General features: G+C 60.1%; 17 protein-coding genes. 6 read left to right on the plus strand and 11 right to left on the minus strand.

Features of this window, described 5'->3' with window-relative positions:
* The first annotated feature begins 140 nt into the window (after positions 1 to 140).
* Entirely contained in the window at positions 141 to 908 is a 768-nt protein-coding gene (locus ACP8IT_RS09195; protein ID WP_005277943.1) for a hypothetical protein, read from the plus strand.
* On the opposite strand, the gene arsB is transcribed toward ACP8IT_RS09195, so the two are convergent.
* A complete protein-coding gene (arsB, locus tag ACP8IT_RS09200; RefSeq protein WP_023023548.1) occupies positions 905 to 1,969 on the minus strand; it encodes an ACR3 family arsenite efflux transporter in 1,065 nt (354 codons plus the stop codon). The genes ACP8IT_RS09195 and arsB overlap by 4 nt on opposite strands.
* Positions 1,970 to 2,079: 110 nt before the next feature.
* Here arsB and ACP8IT_RS09205 point away from each other — a divergent pair, with 110 nt between their 5' ends.
* Positions 2,080 to 2,430, plus strand: coding sequence for an ArsR/SmtB family transcription factor (locus ACP8IT_RS09205; protein WP_023017078.1), 351 nt, complete (start codon positions 2,080 to 2,082; stop codon positions 2,428 to 2,430).
* A 147-nt stretch (positions 2,431 to 2,577) separates the two neighbouring features.
* Here the strand turns inward: ACP8IT_RS09205 and ndk are convergent, their stop codons facing one another.
* The 5 genes from ndk to ACP8IT_RS09230 all read right to left on the minus strand — a co-directional run bounded on the left by ndk (position 2,578) and on the right by ACP8IT_RS09230 (position 8,186).
* Positions 2,578 to 2,988, minus strand: coding sequence for a nucleoside-diphosphate kinase (gene ndk / locus ACP8IT_RS09210; RefSeq protein ID WP_005277934.1), 411 nt, complete (start codon positions 2,986 to 2,988; stop codon positions 2,578 to 2,580).
* 86 nt (positions 2,989 to 3,074) lie between these two features.
* Complete coding sequence (locus ACP8IT_RS09215; RefSeq protein WP_005277932.1) at positions 3,075 to 3,386, minus strand: hypothetical protein; 312 nt, start codon at positions 3,384 to 3,386, stop codon at positions 3,075 to 3,077.
* A 5-nt stretch (positions 3,387 to 3,391) separates the two neighbouring features.
* Positions 3,392 to 3,886, minus strand: a complete 495-nt coding sequence (locus ACP8IT_RS09220) for a DUF4233 domain-containing protein (protein WP_005284398.1) — start codon at positions 3,884 to 3,886, stop codon at positions 3,392 to 3,394.
* A complete protein-coding gene (folC, locus tag ACP8IT_RS09225; protein WP_005277926.1) occupies positions 3,883 to 5,454 on the minus strand; it encodes a bifunctional tetrahydrofolate synthase/dihydrofolate synthase in 1,572 nt (523 codons plus the stop codon). The genes ACP8IT_RS09220 and folC overlap by 4 nt, the downstream gene beginning before the upstream one ends.
* Positions 5,454 to 8,186 carry a valine--tRNA ligase gene (locus ACP8IT_RS09230; RefSeq protein ID WP_035108406.1) on the minus strand — a complete coding sequence of 911 codons (2,733 nt, stop codon included), beginning with the start codon at positions 8,184 to 8,186 and terminating at the stop codon, positions 5,454 to 5,456. The genes folC and ACP8IT_RS09230 overlap by 1 nt, the downstream gene beginning before the upstream one ends.
* A 57-nt stretch (positions 8,187 to 8,243) precedes the next feature.
* Between ACP8IT_RS09230 and panB the strand changes: the two genes are divergently transcribed.
* Both panB and panC read left to right on the plus strand, forming a co-directional pair.
* Positions 8,244 to 9,065 carry a 3-methyl-2-oxobutanoate hydroxymethyltransferase gene (panB, locus tag ACP8IT_RS09235; protein ID WP_005277923.1) on the plus strand — a complete coding sequence of 274 codons (822 nt, stop codon included), beginning with the start codon at positions 8,244 to 8,246 and terminating at the stop codon, positions 9,063 to 9,065.
* A gap of 11 nt (positions 9,066 to 9,076) precedes the next feature.
* Complete coding sequence (gene panC, locus ACP8IT_RS09240) at positions 9,077 to 9,898, plus strand: pantoate--beta-alanine ligase (RefSeq protein ID WP_005284412.1); 822 nt, start codon at positions 9,077 to 9,079, stop codon at positions 9,896 to 9,898.
* Here the strand turns inward: panC and ACP8IT_RS09245 are convergent.
* The gene (locus tag ACP8IT_RS09245; RefSeq protein WP_005277917.1) at positions 9,895 to 10,857 is read right to left on the minus strand and encodes a malate dehydrogenase; all 963 of its coding nucleotides are present in this window, start codon (positions 10,855 to 10,857) and stop codon (positions 9,895 to 9,897) included. The two genes, panC and ACP8IT_RS09245, sit on opposite strands and share 4 nt — an antisense overlap.
* A gap of 408 nt (positions 10,858 to 11,265) precedes the next feature.
* On the opposite strand from ACP8IT_RS09245, the gene ACP8IT_RS09250 reads away from it, so the two are divergent.
* Entirely contained in the window at positions 11,266 to 12,024 is a 759-nt protein-coding gene (locus ACP8IT_RS09250; RefSeq protein WP_005277915.1) for a TetR/AcrR family transcriptional regulator, read from the plus strand.
* Between the two features lie 39 nt (positions 12,025 to 12,063).
* On the opposite strand, the gene clpX is transcribed toward ACP8IT_RS09250, so the two are convergent.
* Positions 12,064 to 13,359, minus strand: coding sequence for an ATP-dependent Clp protease ATP-binding subunit ClpX (clpX, locus tag ACP8IT_RS09255; RefSeq protein ID WP_023017073.1), 1,296 nt, complete (start codon positions 13,357 to 13,359; stop codon positions 12,064 to 12,066).
* A 230-nt stretch (positions 13,360 to 13,589) separates the two neighbouring features.
* On the opposite strand from clpX, the gene fabG reads away from it, so the two are divergent.
* Positions 13,590 to 14,354, plus strand: a complete 765-nt coding sequence (gene fabG / locus ACP8IT_RS09260; RefSeq protein ID WP_284629140.1) for a 3-oxoacyl-ACP reductase FabG — start codon at positions 13,590 to 13,592, stop codon at positions 14,352 to 14,354.
* Between the two features lie 83 nt (positions 14,355 to 14,437).
* Here fabG and ACP8IT_RS09265 read toward each other — a convergent pair whose 3' ends face one another.
* The 3 genes from ACP8IT_RS09265 to ACP8IT_RS09275 all read right to left on the minus strand — a co-directional run bounded on the left by ACP8IT_RS09265 (position 14,438) and on the right by ACP8IT_RS09275 (position 16,455).
* Complete coding sequence (locus ACP8IT_RS09265; RefSeq protein WP_005277906.1) at positions 14,438 to 14,692, minus strand: hypothetical protein; 255 nt, start codon at positions 14,690 to 14,692, stop codon at positions 14,438 to 14,440.
* A 164-nt stretch (positions 14,693 to 14,856) separates the two neighbouring features.
* The gene (locus ACP8IT_RS09270; RefSeq protein WP_005277904.1) at positions 14,857 to 15,147 is read right to left on the minus strand and encodes a hypothetical protein; all 291 of its coding nucleotides are present in this window, start codon (positions 15,145 to 15,147) and stop codon (positions 14,857 to 14,859) included.
* A gap of 3 nt (positions 15,148 to 15,150) precedes the next feature.
* Positions 15,151 to 16,455, minus strand: coding sequence for an inorganic phosphate transporter (locus ACP8IT_RS09275; RefSeq protein ID WP_005277901.1), 1,305 nt, complete (start codon positions 16,453 to 16,455; stop codon positions 15,151 to 15,153).
* Between the last annotated feature and the right edge of the window lie 117 nt (positions 16,456 to 16,572).

Consider the following 16,572-nt stretch of genomic DNA (forward strand, 5'->3'; position numbering starts at 1 on the left):
GCCGCACGAATAGCCACGATAAACGCACTGCGTTAAAGCTTGTAGGATTATGAAATTATGCGCGCGCTGCGCGTGAGTTCCATTGTGTCACAGAATCTTGGCGGGGCGAGCAGGCTGTGGGCGATGATACGTTTGAACTTATGGCAGAACTGGCACCACGTCCCGCCCGAACATTATCGCAGTACCGGCAGCGCAATGAGATTACGCCGAAAGAGGCGTGCTTATGCGGCGTTCCGGCCGGCTTTGCCCTCGGTTTTGCTCAAACGGGGGCCAGCTACATGCTGATAGGCGCCGCTGTTTTTGCGGTCTTTGCAGTCATCGGATTAGTGCCCCTCATCCGCCACTATCCCCGCTCCATTGGGGCTAGCCAGGATATCTACCTCGAGGGCGATTACCCCGCCATTGCTTATTGGGCGCCAGTAATTCCAATTGCTCTACCGCTAGCCATGGCCCCGCTATCCGCGGCTGGCTGGTTGCCGGACATTTCCCTGGCCCCACCCGTGGAAGGTATCTTAACCGGCGCGGTGTCGGCGTTCGCACTCCCGCTGGGCTTGTGGGCCATGTTTTCCCAGTCCTTCCGCATTGGCCGCCGCCGCATGCAGCGCATCGTGGCTGAAGATCCCTTAGAAGGGGTCACGGATAGTGCCATGCAGCTTGCCGATGCCCACCTCGATATCCTCACCGCCCTCGTCACCGCCGGGGCCGTCCAGGGCAATACGACCACCACTAAGGCTTTGTCCCGCCTGATGCAGGTGGAGCTAGATCCCCTGTCCGATGCGCTCCAGGAACTAAAAAAGCATGGGCTAGTGAAGGTAGAAAATATTGGCCTGCGCTCGAAAATAGAAAGCTGGCGCATCACCCTCACCCCTACTGGAGTGCGGTGCCTGTATCAACTTGGCAGACGCTAATTCGGCAGACTCGGGTCTCCTGGAAATAACTTGGGACCAATCCAGAGCATTACGTATACCAAGCCAACCAAAACCGGAATTTCAACAAGAGGCCCAATGGTACCGGCTAACGCTTGAGCAGAGGTGGCACCAAAGGTACCGATGGACACCGCGATGGCTAACTCAAAATTATTTCCCGCTGCGGTAAAGGCCACTGAGGCAGACTGTGCATAATTCATTCCGGCAGCTTTAGCTACGCCCAAAGCCAGAAAGAACATCCCGACAAAGTACAGCATCAGAGGCACCGCTACCCTAACCACCGCTATCGGCTGCTCCACGAGCTGTTCTCCCTGCAGGGAGAACAGTAAGACGATTGTGTACAGCAAACCGATCATTGCCAAAGGAGACACCGCAGGAAGGTAACGGTTTTCGAACCACTCACGCCCTTTAGTTTTCTCTGCCCATACTCGGGAGATAACCCCGAGCAAAAGCGGGATGCCTAAGAATACGAGCACCGAAGTAACAATGGACCAGAAAGAAAATTCGACAGAGGTGGTATCAAGGCCCAGCCATCCCGGCAGTATCTGCAGGTAGAACCACCCCAGGACACCGAACATCGCAACTTGGAAAACGGAGTTGATTGCTACTAATACTGCCGTGGCTTCTCGGTCACCGCAGGATAGGTCTGACCACACCAAGACCATGGCGATGCAGCGGGCGAGGCCGACAATAATAAGACCCGTGCGCAACTCGGGTTGATCCGCCAAGAATAGCCAGGCCAGTGCGAACATGAATGCTGGCCCCACAAGCCAATTCAAGACGATCGACACGGTCATCAGCCGTCTGTCAGTGGCAATCTCCCGGGTCTTTTCATAGCGCACTTTAGCAAGCGGTGGATACATCATCACCAGCAGCCCTAAAGCGATTGGAAGGGAAATACCTCCAATTTCCAAAGCTGAGAGCGCTCTTCCAATTCCCGGAAGAAAATGGCCTATAAGCAGGCCAAGAATCATAGCTATGATGATCCACACGGGAAGAAAGCGATCGAGAAAAGCCAAACGCGGCTGCTGTGATGTAGCCATAACCGTCTCCTCTATTGACCCAAGTAGCACTGTATTCTGCACTACTGTAACCGTTCATATCGATGCTCGTCAATATGAATAGATGAGGCAAACGCCCATATACTAAAGGCATGGTTTCTTCGCACGGCACGACCAAAAATCCCCACATCAACGAATGTTGTTCACTCAGCAACGGCCCCATAGACCAGGCCGATTCCGTGCATCTTGCCCAGCAATTCAAGGTACTTGCAGATCCCGCCCGACTTCGTCTTTTATCCATCTTGTGCGATGAAGGCTGCGGCCCGATGAGCGTTTCCGAACTGACCACATTATCCGGTCTCAGCCAGCCGACGGTGTCTCACCATCTTGCAAAATTGCGGGATGCTGGCCTCTTAGCCAAACGGCAAACTGGCCGCACCGTCACCCATGAAGTGCAAAAACAAGCTTTCACCGCACTGTGCAAGTTACTCTCCTTCGATTAAAGAGCCACTAACTATAAAACTTTGAGCTAATATGCCCGCAATTCTGTGAGCCAATCAACGTTTTTAGACCCTTAATAAATCCCTTTATAAAGGAAAAGGCCCGAGCTTAACGCTCGGGCTTCCTTGAAATCTAGGTAGCTTCAGTACTTAGAGATTCGGGAACCAAATTCCGATCTCGCGCTCTGCGGACTCTGGGGAGTCGGAGCCGTGCACGATGTTCTCGCCCACGCTGAGTGCGAAGTCACCGCGGATGGAACCCGGTGCGGCCTTGGAAACGGGGTCGGTGCCACCGGCCAGCTGGCGCCATGCCTCGATGGCGCGCTCGCCTTCAACAACGCCGGCAATCAGCGGTGCGGAGGTGATGAAGTCCACCAGCTCGCCGAAGAATGGCTTGTCCTTGTGCTCTTCGTAGTGCTTTTCTGCGGTCTCGCGGTCAGCCACGCGCAGGTCCAGCTCGGCCAGCTTGAGGCCCTTGCGCTCGATGCGGGCGATGATCTCGCCCACGTGGCCATTCTTTACGCCGTCCGGCTTAATGAGGATCAATGTACGTTCAGTCATGCCCCATACTGTACCGAATACCCACAACTCGTCCACGACCGAGGGCTATAAGTGGGGGCAGCGTAGTGGTCGGCATTTAATAAGCATTAAGTAAGCTGCTGGACTATCTCCGTCGCGCCCTCGTGGGAGGTACCCCGAAACCACAGGCGCACTTGGTTGACGGCCGTGCCGAACTGGCCGTTGCCCAGCAAACGTTTAATCTCTGCGCGCTGCTCTTTATCCAAATCATCAATGGTGGCTTCTTCTGCCCGCTGAAAATTAGCGCGCAGGGCCAGGGCCAAAAATACGGCGGCAATGATAAGCGCTACTAGCGGCAGCCACGGCGCACCCGTGGCCGCGCGGGCAGCTACCGCGGCAATGCAAGCCAGGGCCGCGAGGACGAGATAGACGGTGCGCATGGCCCCTACTTCTGGTTGAGGTGCTGGGTAGTTAAGTAACCGCGCTTCATGCGGGCGATTAAGTTACTGCGCAAATACGCCGCGAGCAGCCACTCCATGCCGAAGATGATGAAGATCGCGGCGATGGACCAGTGCGCCATAAACCCCAGGATAAGCCCCAATAGCTGCGCCCAGACGATGACGGTCAGCGCCCACTTCTTATTCATAAACGCGATCATGCCCAGGTGGAATATCAGGGCACCTACGACCACACCGTAGTTAAACGGCGTCCACAGCGTGCCGTCATACAGCTTGTACAACAGAGGCAGGGCTAAAACGAGCGTGATCGACTCCATGATGAGCGAGCTGGCGATGACCATGCCATTAAAGCTCTTGAGCGGATCCTTGACGGGGTCCTGCCCCAAGCCCAATGGGCCGATTTCATTATCCGCGACTTCATCGCCGCGGCGCGGCGGACGAGGCGGACGAGACGGGCGGGACCGGGGATCAGGGCTGGTCATGCGGGCTCCTTTCCAAACATCGCGCGGGCTTCACCTGCGGTGACCACCGAACCGGTAATGACAATACCGGAGCCGGATTGCACCTCGGATTCCTCGGCCAGCTCCACGGCTTGCGCGTAGGCACCGGGCAGATCATCGGCCACATAGACGCGCTCTTCGCCATAAATATCGCGGGCCGTTTCCGCTAGTTCATAGGCATCGAGCGCGCGCGGCGAGGAATTCTGGGAAATGACTACCTCGCTCAAATACGGCTCCAGCGCGGCGAGGATTCCCTGGGCGTCCTTATCGGCAAAGATGGAGACTACGCCGATAAGCCGCGCGAAGTCGAAATCGCGGTCGAGCGCCGCGCCGAGCGCCTTGGCGCCGTGGGGGTTATGGGCGGCATCGATAAACGTCGTGGGCGAGGTGCGCACGCGCTCAAGGCGGCCGGGCGAAATCGTCTTGGCAAAACCATTGCGCACAGAGGCAATATCCAGAGGATGCCCGGAAGCGGCACCGAAGAAGGCTTCCACCGCCGCAAGGGCAACGGCCGCGTTCTTGGCCTGGTGCTCGCCGTGCAGCGGCAAGAAAATATCCTCATACATGCCGCCGAGGCCCTGGATATTGACCTGCTGGCCACCGACCGCGATGCGGGATTCTAGGGCCGCGAACTCTGCGCCGGAGCGCGCCACGCCCGCATCCATATCCACCGCGCGCTGCAGAATGACCTGCATGGCCTCGGGGACTTGCTCGGCAATAATGGCGATGTTTTCGTTCGGGGTCAGCGGGTCTTCGGCATCGGCGCGGCGCTTGATGATGCCCGCCTTCTCCCCCGCAATCTCCCGAATATCGCTGCCCAGGTAATCCGTGTGGTCAAGACCCACCGGGGTGATTACGGAGACGTCTGCATTGACCACGTTCGTGGCATCCCACAGCCCGCCGAGGCCAACCTCGACGACGGCGACGTCAACGGGGGCATCGGCAAACGCTGCATAGGACAGGCCCACCAGGACCTCGAACTTGGACATGGGGACATCGGAACGCGCATCCACCATCTCCACATACGGCTTGATTTCGTGCCACAGGCGCACGTAGTCGCGCGGGTGGATGGGCCGGCCATCGATGCCGATGCGCTCGGTGACCCGCTGCAGGTGCGGGCTGGTGACCAGGCCCACGCGGCGGTGGAAGGAACGCAGCAGCGAATCGACCATGCGCGCGGTAGAAGACTTGCCGTTGGTGCCCGCGATGTGGATGACATCAAAGGATTGCTCGGGGTGGCCGAGCAAATCCATGAGCATCTCGATGCGCTCCAGGGTGGGCTCGATCTTGGTCTCCGGCCAGCGCTGGTTGAGCTCGTCTTCCACCTCACCGAGCGCCTGCAGCTCCTCCGGGGATACCTCTTGGGGCGCGGCGTCATTATATTCTTCGTCCTCGCCCATGCCCAGGTTCAGGGTCAGGCCCGATTCCGTGATCTCCACCGGGGTGCCATCGGTACCCTCCTTGAGGGCGTCGACGATCTCAAAATCGTCCTCTCCCCCGGCGGCCTCGCCATTGCCGTTGGCGTCGTGATTGAAGCGCTGATCTGACACTACTTAAGGCCCTCCAAACGGCTGGTAATGCGCTCGACTTCCTCGCGCGCGATGTCTTGGCGCGCCCGAATCTTATTGACCACGTCTTCCGGCGCCTTGGCCAGGAAGTTCTCATTGCCCAGCTTTTTGCCTGTCTGTTCCAGTTCCTTATTGGCCTTGGCCAGATCCTTTTCCAGGCGCTTGCGCTCGGCTTCAACGTCGACCGCACCGTGGGTATCCAGCGTGACCTCCACGGTGGCCTGGGACAGACGCACCTCAATGGAGGCCGAGGGGTTAAAGTCCTCGTCCGGCGCGGTGGTATTGGCCAGGTTGCGGACCAATTCCTCTTGGCCCTGCAGGTCTGCCGCGGCGAAGTCGAGGCGGCCCGGTACCTTCTGCGATGGCTTGACGCCCTGATCGGAGCGGAAGCGGCGCAGCTCGGTGATGAGCTTATCGGCATCGTCAATGCGGCGGGCGGCCACCGCGTCCTTGGTGGCGCCGCCGTTGGTATCGGCTACTGTGGGCCATGGGGCGATGACGATGGATTCCCCGCCGGTCAATGCCTTCCACAGCACCTCGGTCACATACGGCATGGTGGGGTGCAATAGGCGCAGCACCACGTCGATGACGCGGCCCAAAACGATCTGGGTATTGCGGCCTTCTACCGTTTCGCCATCACGCGGGATCTGCGTCTTGGCAATCTCCAGGTACCAGTCACAGAGCTCATCCCAGGTGAAGTGGTAAAGCAGCTCGTTGGCCTTGGCAAATTGATAATCGTCCAAGTAGGCATCGACCTGAGTGCGCACCTCTTCGGCGCGGTCGAGGATCCAGCGGTCGGCATCGGAAAGCTCCGTGCGTTTTGGCAGCGGTGCCACGCCGGCGCCGTTCATCAGCGCGAACTTGGTGGCATTAAAGAGCTTGGTAGCGAAATTGCGCGATGCCGCAGCGGCGTCAGAGCCCAGCGGCAAATCCACGCCCGGGTTGGCGCCGCGGGCCAGGGTAAAGCGCAGCGCATCGGCGCCGTAATCGCGCACCCAGTCCATCGGGTCAATGCCATTGCCCAGGGACTTGGACATCTTGCGGCCCTGCTCATCGCGCACAAGTCCGTGCAAGTAGAGGTCCTTGAAAGGAATCTGCGGGCGGCCATCGGTGCCCTGACCCAAAAGCTCTGGGGTCTTGGTGCCGGCGAAGGTACCAAACATCATCATGCGTGCGACCCAGAAGAACAAGATGTCATAGGCCGTGACCAGCACGTTAGTGGGATAGAACTTCTCCAGATCCGGGGTCTTATCGGGCCAGCCCAGGGTGGAAAATGGCCACAGCGCCGAAGAGAACCAGGTATCGAGGACATCCGGATCCTGCTCGTATCCTGCCGGCGGCTCCTCATCGGGGCCGACGCACACGATGTCGCGTTCGACCTCGCCGGACTCGTTCGTGCGCTCCGGGCCGTACCAAATGGGGATGCGGTGGCCCCACCACAGCTGGCGGGAAATGCACCAATCGTGCATGTCATCGACCCACTCGAAATAGCGCGGTTCCAGCGACTGCGGGTGCAAGACGGTATCGCCCTCACGCACGGCGTCACCGGAAGCCTTCGCCATCTGCGCGACATCGACGAACCACTGCAGCGATAGGCGCGGCTCGATGGGCTCGCCGGAGCGCTCCGAGTGGCCCACGGAGTGAACATAGGGGCGGATTTCTTTGAGGATGCGCCCCTGCTCCCGCAGCGCCTCCCTAATTTCCACGCGCGCATCTTCGCGCGTCATGCCATCAAACCGGGTGCCGGTATGCGCGATGTGGCCGGTGGTATCCATCACCGTCGGCATATCCAAGTTATGGCGGGTGCCCATGGCGTAGTCATTTGGATCGTGGGCCGGGGTGATCTTTACCGCACCGGTACCAAAATCCATGTCCACGTAATCATCGGCGATGATCTTCAGCTTCAGGTCATCGCGGAAGGGGTGATCCAATTCTTGGCCCACGAGGTGGGCGTAGCGCTCATCGTCGGGGTGGACGGCAATGGCGACATCGCCAAGCATGGTTTCCACACGCGTGGTGGCAACAATGAGGTGCGGCTCATCGTCATTGAGCGAGCCATAACGGATGGAGACCAGCTCGCCCTCGACGTCCTTGTAGACGACCTCGATATCAGAAACGGCGGTCTCCAACACCGGCGACCAATTGACCAGGCGGTTGGCCCGGTAAATCATGCCCTCATCGTAGAGGTTCTTAAAAATGGTCTGCACCGCGCGCGACAGGCCCTCATCCAGGGTAAAGCGCTCGCGGGTCCAGTCCACGGAGTCACCGATGGCGCGCATCTGGTTCTGGATGGTGCCGCCGTATTGCTCCTTCCATTCCCAGACCTTGTCGATGAATTCCTCGCGCTCATAATCCCAGCGCTTCTTTCCCTCCTGCTCACGCAGACGGGCCTCCACCTTGGTCTGGGTGGCGATGCCTGCGTGGTCAGCGCCCGGCAGCCACAGGGTGGCATAGCCCTGCATGCGCTTGCGGCGAATGATGGAGTCGATCAGAGTGTGGTCCAAGGCGTGGCCCATGTGCAGCTGGCCGGTGACGTTCGGCGGCGGCAGCACGATGGAATAGGGCTCCGCCTCCGAGGATGCATCCGGGGTGAAGTAACCGGCGCTTACCCAGCCTTCGTAGAGGTCTTTTTCTACTGCCTGCGGCTCCCAGGACTTGGGAAGCTGGTCCGCGCGGTTGGTGCCAACGAGTTGCTCTTTATTCTGATCAGTCACCTGGCCAACTCTACCCTGTGCGTCAACTGGCACCACCGGCCTGTCTAGAGTAAGGGCATGTCTCACAACCCTGGCCACCGCGCCCGCCTCCGCACCCGTTACTTCACCCAAGCCAAAGACAACTCTCAGGCCTTCGCGTGCCTGACGAGCTACGACTGCTTGACCGCCGAAATCTTCGATGAAGCCGGGGTCGATCTCCTGCTCGTCGGCGATTCCCTGGCCAACGTGGTGCTGGGCCGCGAAACCACGCTCTCGCTCACCCTCGATGAGATGATCCCGCTGGCCCGCGCGGTGGTTGCTTCGACCTCCCGCGCCTTCGTGGTGGTGGACCTTCCCTTCGGCTCCTATGAGGACGGCCCCTCCCAGGCGCTGGAGACCGCGGTGCGCGTCATGAAGGAAACCGGCGCGCAGGCCGTGAAGCTGGAGGGCGGTGCGGAGCGCGCTCCCATTGTTGCCGCGCTTGTCGCCGCCGGCATCCCGGTCTGCGCCCACATTGGCTTTACACCCCAGCAGGTCCACGCCTTGGGCGGCTTCGTGGTCCAAGGCCGGGGTGCCGGTGCGGAGAAGCTTCACGACGACGCCCGCGCCCTCGCCGAGGCCGGCGCCTTCGCCGTGGTGCTGGAGATGGTCCCGGCAGCCCTTGCTGAGCAGGTGACCAAGGAGCTGCCCATCCCCACCATCGGCATCGGCGCCGGCGCGCAGACCGACGGTCAGATTCTGGTGTGGACCGATGCCTTCGGCCTGGGAGGTCCCAAGGCGCCGCGTTTTGTGCGCCGCTACGCGAATCTGCGCGGCGCGCTGCTGGAAGGAGCGAAGGACTATGTCGCAGATGTGGGTGAACGTTCCTTCCCCAACGCCGAGGAGTCTTTCGAGGACTAAGGTCTTAAGCCATGCAGATCCTCACAACTAAATCCGAACTCCGTGCCTTCCGCGCGGCAGCGTCCGGTTCCGTGGGTTTGGTGCCCACGATGGGCGCGCTTCACGACGGCCACGCTTCCCTCATTCGCCGCGCCCGCGAAGACAACGACACCGTGGTGTGCTCGGTCTTTGTCAATCCCCTCCAGTTCACGGACCTGGGCGACTGCGAAGACTACCGCGCCTACCCGCGCACCCTCGACGCGGATGCCGCACTGCTGGACTCGTTGGGAGTCGATGCGGTCTTCGCCCCCAGCGTGGAGGAAATGTACCCGGGTGGCACCCCGCGGGTGTGGGTGCGCACGGGTGAGATGGGCTCGGTCTTGGAAGGTGCCTCGCGCCCCGGCCACTTTGACGGCGTGGCCACCGTGGTGAGCAAGCTGTTTCACCTTGTCACACCAGACCGCGCTTATTTTGGGCAAAAGGATGCGCAGCAAGTAGCGATCATCCGCCGCCTGGTGGCGGACCTCGACCTGCCGCTGGACATCATCAGCGTGCCCATCGTGCGCGCAACGGACGGCGTGGCCGAGTCCAGCCGCAATGCGCGCCTCAGTGCCGCCGAGCGTGAGCAGGCGGTCGCCTTATCCCAGGCACTCTTCGCGCTGCAGGATGGCGCCTCACGTGAAGAAGCTGAGGCCCAGCTCGCTTCCTCCCCCGGCGTGACGGTGGATTACCTCACCGTGGTGGACCCGGCCACGCTCGAGCCCGTAGATGCACAACACCGGCCCGCCTTGGCGCTGGTAGCAGCGCATGTGGGGCCGGTGCGGCTCATCGATAACTTGGTGCTGGAGGCTTAACCTTTCAGCAGGTGGGCTACGGCCTCGCGCTCCTCACGCAGCTCCTGCACGGAGGCCTCGATGCGCTCCTTCTGGAAATCGCTGAGCTCCAGGCCTTGGACGATTTCCCACTTGCCGTCGCGGCAGATGGTGGGAAAGCCGCAGATGAGGCCCTCATCGACACCGTAGGAGCCATCCGAAGGCACGGCGGCGGTGCGCCAATCCTCGGTGCCGTGGACCCAATCGTGCATGTGGTCCACGGCCGCAGATGCAGCCGACGCCGCGGACGAGCTGCCGCGCACCTCGATGATCTCCGCGCCGCGCTTGGCCACCTTGGGGATCATCTCCTCGCGGTACCACTGCTCATCTACCTCCGCGTTGGAGAAAGCGATATCCGGGAACTGGGTGGCGGAGTGGTTGCCCCAGACCGCAATCTTGGAAAAGTCCTTGGTGGCCTTGCCTGTCTTGGCCGCCAGCTGGCCCAAGGTGCGGTTATGGTCCAGGCGCATGAGCGCGTTGAACTGGGAGTTATCCAAATCCGGCGCGCTATGCGCGGCAATCAGCGCGTTAGTATTGGCGGGATTGCCCACCACCAGCACGCGAACATCGCGCGCCGCGTAGTCATTGATGGCCTTGCCCTGCTCAGTAAAGATGGCGCCGTTGGCCTCGAGCAGATCCGCGCGCTCCATGCCCTTGCTGCGCGGGCGGGAGCCGACGAGGAATGCGGCGGAGGCATCCTCGAAGGCGACCTTGAGGTCATCTGTCACCGCAATCGAATTCACCAGCGGCAGGGCGGAATCGCGCAGCTCCATGGCCACGCCCTCGGCCTTTTCTACTACCGCGGGGATTTCCAAGAGGGCAAGGTCTACCGGGGTGTCCTTGCCAAATACGTCGCCTGCGGCAATCCGCCACAGCAGGGAGTAGGCGATATTTCCGGCGGCGCCGGTAACGGTTACTTTTACTGGCTGGGTCATGCTCATTCCTCCTCATATGTCGTGGAGTTGTAAGCGTCCCTCATGCACGCCACCCTCCACGGGATGTATCTACCCCCGAGCTTAGCGCTATACGGAGGTAGCGTGTTGTGAAATAAATCCCCCTCTTTCGGAGGGAAAACGCCGCCAAATTTCCGGATATTACCCCCGTTTACCTCCAAATTAACGCCCCCAATGGGCACATACCTCCCGCGGGGTGGGGCTAATCGGGCATGATGGAAGCGGCACAGACCCCACTGGGGAGCGCGCTTGCAGGGATGCATTCACTGCCTGTGGGCGGCTGCACGGTGGCCAACCACTGCCGCATCAAACCAGCATGAGGCCGGCCGTGCAGTTCCCGAGACACTACCCACCATCGCCACATCGGCGCCGCGAAGCAGAGATAGGACACATGCTATGAGCACTGAGCACACCGAACCGCTGCACGCTGCGGAGCAGGCGGAGGACTCCGACACTCACGCTGCGGATTCCATCAGCACCGATGCCGTGGTGGATATCGCCATTTCCCAGTTTTCCGCGTGGGGTTTTTCTGAAACCAAGCTGGATACCATCGCCGCGGAATCCGGCATGTCCAAGCGCATGATTCACTACCACTTTGGCGATAAGCAGGGCCTGTATTTAAGCGCTCTAAGCACCGCCGCCGAGCGCCTCCGCCCTGACGAAGAAGACCTGGAACTCGATTCCGCGGTCCCAGTCGAGGGCGTGCGCAAGCTGGTGGACTGGATCTTCTGGCAGTACGTCAACCACCCCGAGGCCATCCGCATGATGACCTGGGAAACCGCCCAGTCCATCGTGGGCTCTTCCACCAATCCCGTGGCGGATTTTAGCGGCGTCGCCCTTCACCTCGATCGCCTGCTCATGCTGGGCCAGGACGCCGGCGCCTTCCGCCCGGGCATTTCCACCAACGATATTTTCACCATCATCGCCTCGCTCACCTCGTACCGCGTGACCAACCGGGCGATGATGGACAACCTGTTGGGCGTGGATATGTCCAGCCAGGCAAATACCGACGGCATGCACCGGCTTACCGTCGATGCCGTGCTGGCATTCCTCACCGCCAATATCCCCGATTCCGGCCACGAGTCTTATTTGGTGCCTTCTGATGCCGACGAGGGCGATGAAGCCTCCCCGCAAGATATCTACGGCGAGGCATAAAAGTAGGGGCACCGGCTGCTTGCCGGTGCCCCCTTCTCACTAAGCCGATTCCTTCGCCTCATCCTTGTAGGTGAATTCGGGCTCTGCGCCCTGGGTGACGCAGTCTGCGGTGATGTGCACGGCGGAAATATCTTCTCTGTCTGGCAGCTCAAACATCACTGGAACGAGCAGCTCTTCCAGGATCGCGCGCAGGCCGCGCGCGCCGGTTTTGCGCTCGAGGGCGAGCTCAGCGATAGCATCCAGCGCCCCGTCCTCCATGTGCAGCTCGCAGTCATCCATCTCAAATAGGCGGCTGTACTGCTTGAGTAGCGAGTTCTTGGGCTCAGTAAGCACCTTGACCAGGGCCTCGCGGTCCAAGTTATCCACCGTCGCCACCACGGGCAGGCGGCCGATAAATTCTGGGATCAAGCCGAACTTCACGAGGTCTTCCGGGCGCACCTGGGAGAATAGGTCCACCTTTTCCCGCTCGTCTTCGGTGCCCAGCTTCGCGCCAAAGCCAACGCCCTTCTTGCCCACGCGATCCGCGATCACCTGGTCGAGGCCCGCAAACGCGCCAGCGACAATGAAGAGGATATTGGAGGTATCTAGCTGGATAAATTCCTGGTTCGGGTGCTTGCGCCCGCCCTGTGGCGGGATGGCGGCCACGGTTCCCTCCAGGATCTTCAGCAGCGCCTGCTGCACGCCCTCGCCGGAGACATCGCGGGTAATGGAGGGGTTTTCAGACTTGCGGGAAATCTTATCCACCTCGTCGACGTAGATGATGCCGCGCTGGGCACGCTCCACGTCAAAGTCCGCTGCCTGCAGCAGCTTCAAGAGGATATTTTCTACGTCTTCGCCCACATAACCGGCCTCGGTCAAGCTGGTGGCATCCGCGATGGCGAAAGGCACATCCAGCAGGCGCGCCAAGGTCTGCGCCAGGTAGGTCTTACCGGAACCGGTAGGCCCCAGCATCAAAATATTGGACTTAGAGATCTCTACCTCTTCGCCCTCGGCCTTCTTCCGGCGCGCATCCAACGCGGCGGATTCTTCGGCCTTAATGCGCTTGTAGTGGTTATACACCGCTACCGACAGCACGCGCTTGGCCTTGTCCTGGCCAATGACGTACTTATCCAAAAAGGAAGAAATCTGCGAAGGCTTGGGCAGGCGCACCTCCGCCTCGGAAGACTCCTCGGCCTGCTCGTGGCCGAGCTCTTCTTCAATAATCTCATTGCAGAGCTCGATGCACTCATCGCAGATGTAGACCCCGCCACCGGCAATGAGCTTTTTCACCTGCTTTTGGCTCTTTCCGCAGAAGGAACACTTCAGGAGATCAGCGCTTTCTTGCATACGTGCCATTCAGTACTTTCACACTCGCTCTTTTTTACCGCTTTTAAAGGTGGGTAGGAAGGCTCGCTCACTTCCGTCCCCGCGGTTGGTTGTTCAAAAATCTACCTTAGTAAATCAACCCGACACGGCTCCTATTCATTCCCTCCGCGTGGCGAAATTCGCAGATCTTTATCCGCCCACACCACTAAACTTGAGATTGGATCCTCTACTTCCTCCACCACCGCCGAAGGAGCCATTTCATGTTTGACCTCACTAACCGTACCGCGATTGTCACGGGCGGGGCTGCGGGCATCGGCAAGGGCATCGTTGCCTCCCTGCGCGAAGCCGGCGCCAACGTCATCATCGCCGATATTGATACCGACAAGGCCGAAGCCACCGCCGCAGAGCTCGGTGCCACCGCCTACCCCGTCGATGTCACCGATAGGGCCTCCATCAAAGAAATGTTTGCCAAGGTCCACGCCGCACACGGGGCGATCGACATCGTCTGTTCCAATGCCGGGGTCTTTCCCAACTGCCCGCTGGAAGAGATGACCGATAAACAGTGGGAGACAATGTTTGAAATCAACACCCACGGCACGTTCAAGGTCGTGCAAGAAGCCCTGCCGTATATGAAGGAGCGCGGCTACGGGCGCATCGTTATCACCACCTCCATTACCGGCTCGCACACCGGCTTTCCCGGTTGGGCACATTACGGCGCCTCCAAGGCGGCCCAACAGGGCTTTATCCGCTCCGCTGCCCTAGAAATCGCCCGCGATGGCATCACCATCAATGGCGTTTTGCCCGGAAATATCCTCACCGAAGGCCTCGAAGCGCAGGGCCAGGACTACCTCGATGAAATGACGCGCTCCATCCCGCTGCACCGGCTTGGCAGCCCCCGCGATATTGGCAATGCCGCGGCCTTCCTCGCCTCCACCGAGGCCGGATATATCACCGGCCAAACGCTCATTATTGATGGCGGCCAGCTCCTGCCCGAAACCCCGGAGGCCATCCTGCCGCCGCGCTAGCGCTTGCCGATGCCCAGCCCTATAACGCAGATAACCCCGCCGACACCGAGGATGGTGCCTGGCGGGGTTATCTAGTGCGGCTTTTATTGCAGCCAGCCGAATTCGAGCAAGAATGCCTCGACATCGAGCATTTCCAACTCATCTGGCGCGTGGCCGGCAACGAATGCGAAGGACTCAGCGACGTCCTTGGTCGTCGCGGGGGTCAGCCCCGCGTCAACGAGATTTTCCGCTACGCGGGCAGAAACCGGCGTCTGCGACACCGTATCCAAACCCGTACCCGTGGTGGAGTCCTTGAACATATCGCTAATGCCGCCAAAGAAGGTCCGCATCGTGTTCATCTCTCTCACCTCTCAATGTTGCACTGTTGATAGGGTTGAATATACTTGGTACTTACCCACTAAGCAACCCCTAAGCCACTTAAAGTTAACCTTTTGTTAACTTTAAGTGGCTGTGAGGCGTATTACATGGTCACGGGCTCGTTCCCTCGGCCCGCGGGTGACTCTTAAAGGTCGCCGAACGGGGCGAAGCCGAAGTAATGGTTCAGGGTATCGCGCGCAATCCACGCGATTGCCACCACAATGATGGCACCTAGTACGGCATAAACGGTCCAACCCAGCACCTTCATTTGCCGGCTCGCGGGAGTATCTCCTACCACCACGCCGTTATCATCCCGAATGGGATCGCCCGTCATGGAACGCATGCCCAGGGCGAAGAGCAAGGGAATGCCGGCGCCGAAGACGAGGGCCAATCCAGCGACGCGAAGAATAGATTCGAAGATTTCTGCAGCAGTCATGTTCTAGCGCTCCTCGTTCGGAGTAGATGAGGTGGGGTTCGTGCTCCCGTCGACGGCCGCTACCGGGGTCATACCCCCTGCGGCTGCGACGGACTCTTTCGCGCCAACGCGTGGCTCCAAGGAGGAATCCACGGACTCAGCGTTGTCATCCCAGTCATTATTGACGTTGGAGGCATCGACCGGGTTCATGCGGGAGCGGATAACGATGAGCGCGGTCATGGCCAGGAGCAGGACGAAGTCCACGATGGCACCGGTAGCTACCGTCGTGACAGAGGAAACGCCGTGCGCCAGCCACCACGATGCGAAGCCAACGAAAGCAGCACAGGGCAGCGTAATGAGCCAAGCAGCCACCATGCGCATCGCCACGCCCCAGCGAACTTCCGCGCCGCGGCGGCCCAAACCGGTACCAAGGATGGAACCGGTGGATACGTGAGTCGTAGAAAGCGCCATGCCGCCGGTAGCGGAGGTCAAGATGATGGCCGCAGACGTTGCCTCGGCTGCCATACCTTGCGGGGATTCGATCTCCACGAGCCCCTTGCCCAAGGTGCGGATAACGCGCCAGCCGCCGGACAGCGTACCGGCCGCAATGGCAATCGCACAGGCAACAATGACCCAGGTGGGAATGCGGGCATCGGCAACCGCATGGCCTGAGGCCACGAGGGCGAGGAAGATAACGCCCATGGTCTTCTGAGCGTCGCCGGCACCGTGCGCCAGCGATACCAAGCAAGCGGTCACAATCTGGCCGTGGCGGAAGTGCTCGTTCTTTTCCTTATTTGGAATGGTGTTGGTTACCCAATACACGAGGAAGGTGGCGCAGGCAGATACCAAGGCGGCGATAATCGGAGAGGCCACAGCCGGAATGATGATCTTGGCCATGATGGAGGTCCACTCCACTCCCCCAGTGCCCATGGCTGCGAAACCGGCGCCGATAAGGCCACCGAAAAGGGCGTGGGAAGAGCTGGACGGCAGTCCGAGCAACCAAGTGAACAGGTTCCAGAGAATACCGCCGATAAGGCCGGTAAAGACCACCATCAAAAGGGCCTGACCATCGGAATCAGCGGCTGCGCCCGACAGGTCATAAGAATCGAGGTTGACGATGCCCTTAGCCACCGTTGCCGCGACATTCACGGACAGGAATGCGCCGACGAGGTTGAGCGCGGCAGAAATCGCTACCGCGGTAAATGGCTTCAGCGCGCCGGTGGCAATGGAGGTTGCCATCGCATTGGCGGTGTCGTGAAAACCATTGGTGAAGTCGAAGGCTAGGGCGGTAACCACCACAATGCCCAAGATAATCAAAGTCGCTGTCACAGCATTGGCCCCTTGTAAGCAATCAACAAATGACGAGAAAGTGCATTTGCGACGCCGTTATTCGTCGCGCACCAAGAGCAGCGTACCCCGCAATAATAAGGCGAGCCAATAGCGTTT

Source organism: Corynebacterium sp. LaCa_23 (assembly GCF_058182375.1).

Bases quoted from the DNA above. Each gene is read 5' to 3' on its own strand.
- arsB (WP_023023548.1), bottom strand. From the start codon at position 1,969: ATGGCTACATCACAGCAGCCGCGTTTGGCTTTTCTCGATCGCTTTCTT.
- panB (WP_005277923.1), top strand. From the start codon at position 8,244: ATGTCTCACAACCCTGGCCACCGCGCCCGCCTCCGCACCCGTTACTTC.
- panC (WP_005284412.1), top strand. From the start codon at position 9,077: ATGCAGATCCTCACAACTAAATCCGAACTCCGTGCCTTCCGCGCGGCA.
- ndk (WP_005277934.1), bottom strand. From the start codon at position 2,988: ATGACTGAACGTACATTGATCCTCATTAAGCCGGACGGCGTAAAGAAT.
- ACP8IT_RS09250 (WP_005277915.1), top strand. From the start codon at position 11,266: ATGAGCACTGAGCACACCGAACCGCTGCACGCTGCGGAGCAGGCGGAG.
- ACP8IT_RS09265 (WP_005277906.1), bottom strand. From the start codon at position 14,692: ATGAACACGATGCGGACCTTCTTTGGCGGCATTAGCGATATGTTCAAG.
- ACP8IT_RS09245 (WP_005277917.1), bottom strand. From the start codon at position 10,857: ATGAGCATGACCCAGCCAGTAAAAGTAACCGTTACCGGCGCCGCCGGA.
- ACP8IT_RS09220 (WP_005284398.1), bottom strand. From the start codon at position 3,886: ATGACCAGCCCTGATCCCCGGTCCCGCCCGTCTCGTCCGCCTCGTCCG.
- ACP8IT_RS09195 (WP_005277943.1), top strand. From the start codon at position 141: ATGGCAGAACTGGCACCACGTCCCGCCCGAACATTATCGCAGTACCGG.
- ACP8IT_RS09270 (WP_005277904.1), bottom strand. From the start codon at position 15,147: ATGACTGCTGCAGAAATCTTCGAATCTATTCTTCGCGTCGCTGGATTG.
- clpX (WP_023017073.1), bottom strand. From the start codon at position 13,359: ATGGCACGTATGCAAGAAAGCGCTGATCTCCTGAAGTGTTCCTTCTGC.
- ACP8IT_RS09215 (WP_005277932.1), bottom strand. From the start codon at position 3,386: ATGCGCACCGTCTATCTCGTCCTCGCGGCCCTGGCTTGCATTGCCGCG.
- ACP8IT_RS09205 (WP_023017078.1), top strand. From the start codon at position 2,080: ATGGTTTCTTCGCACGGCACGACCAAAAATCCCCACATCAACGAATGT.
- fabG (WP_284629140.1), top strand. From the start codon at position 13,590: ATGTTTGACCTCACTAACCGTACCGCGATTGTCACGGGCGGGGCTGCG.